This is a genomic window from Achromobacter sp. DH1f, from assembly GCF_000633435.1.
Classification (GTDB): domain Bacteria; phylum Pseudomonadota; class Gammaproteobacteria; order Burkholderiales; family Burkholderiaceae_B; genus Achromobacter; species Achromobacter deleyi.
In genome coordinates, this window is sequence record NZ_AYMF01000030.1 from 1 (window position 1) to 1175 (window position 1175).

Annotated in this window: 1 pseudogene; it reads right to left on the reverse strand. The window is 68.2% G+C overall.

What is annotated here, in order from left to right:
* Positions 1–1175 (reverse strand): annotated as a pseudogene (locus U858_RS33965) (filamentous hemagglutinin); the annotation flags it as partial.

Sequence of the window (1175 nt, forward strand, 5' to 3'; positions counted from 1 at the left end):
CCGCCTGCGCAACGCCGTTGCTGTTGTCCAGGCTGCCCGCCTGGATATCGGCCGTGCCGCCCAGAAGCTTGCCGCCCTGGTTGTTCACGGCGCCGGCCGTTTCCACGCGCAGCGCGCCGTTGGCTTGGACAGAACCGCCCTGGTTGTTGATGCCGGCCGTTCCCCGCAGCGCGACGCTGTCGCCCGAGACGACGCCGCCTGCCGTGTTGCCGATGGATTGGCCGGTGATGGCCACCGCGCCAGCGCCGGCCAGGGTGCCAGCGGTGTTGTCGATCGCGCCCGCGACGTTGGCGGTCAGCCCTGCCCCGCTGGTGAGCTTGCCGCCGGTGTTGTCCAGGCTGGATGCGCGCAGCAACACCGAGCCGCCGTACACGGAACCGGCGCGATTGGTGATTGCGCCGTTGGCGTCCAACGTCAGTGCACCGCCCGCGACGAACTTGCCGCCCGACAGGCCCAGCGCATCGGCCGTGACCGTGGCATTGCCGCCCGCCATCAGCGTGCCGGCATTCTGCAGGCTATTGACCTGTACGCTCAATGCACCCAAGGGACTGATGGAACCATCGGCCTGCAAGCCCGCAGTGAAGGCACCGCGGTTATCCAGTTGCCGTGCCACGACACTGGCGTTGCCCGCCGAGGACACGGCGCCGGTGTTGGTGACCGAGCCAGGCGCATTGAGCGCCAGCGCACCACCAGCCGTGACCGTGCCATCATTGACGATATCGCGCCCGCTTTGCACCGACAGGTCAGTGGCGGCCTGCATGCGGCCGGACGGCAGAATCTTGACGTCGCCATTGGCGCTGACGGTCAGCGTGCCGGTCAGCGCAGTCAGGTTGCCGCCGATGTTCACGCCAACGCCCGCTTCGGTGCCGATGAGCCGGATGCTGTTGGCGTACATGCCGCCCAGGGCCGCGACGTCGATCGAGACACCCGTGGTGCCACCCACGCCGGACAGGGCCGAGACGTCGACACCGTCATACCCGACGCGGGCCGACCCGGCCACCACGTTCAAGCGATCCGCCCACACCTGGGCGTTCAGTTCCAGCGTGCGGGCCAGCAGATCCAGTTGGCTGAGATTGGCGCCGTACAAGCCCGCGCCTTCAATAGCCAAACGCCCGCTGGCGATATCAAAGCCCAGCGTGCCATCCGGCCCAACAACCGGCTTGCCGGTAGTCAGC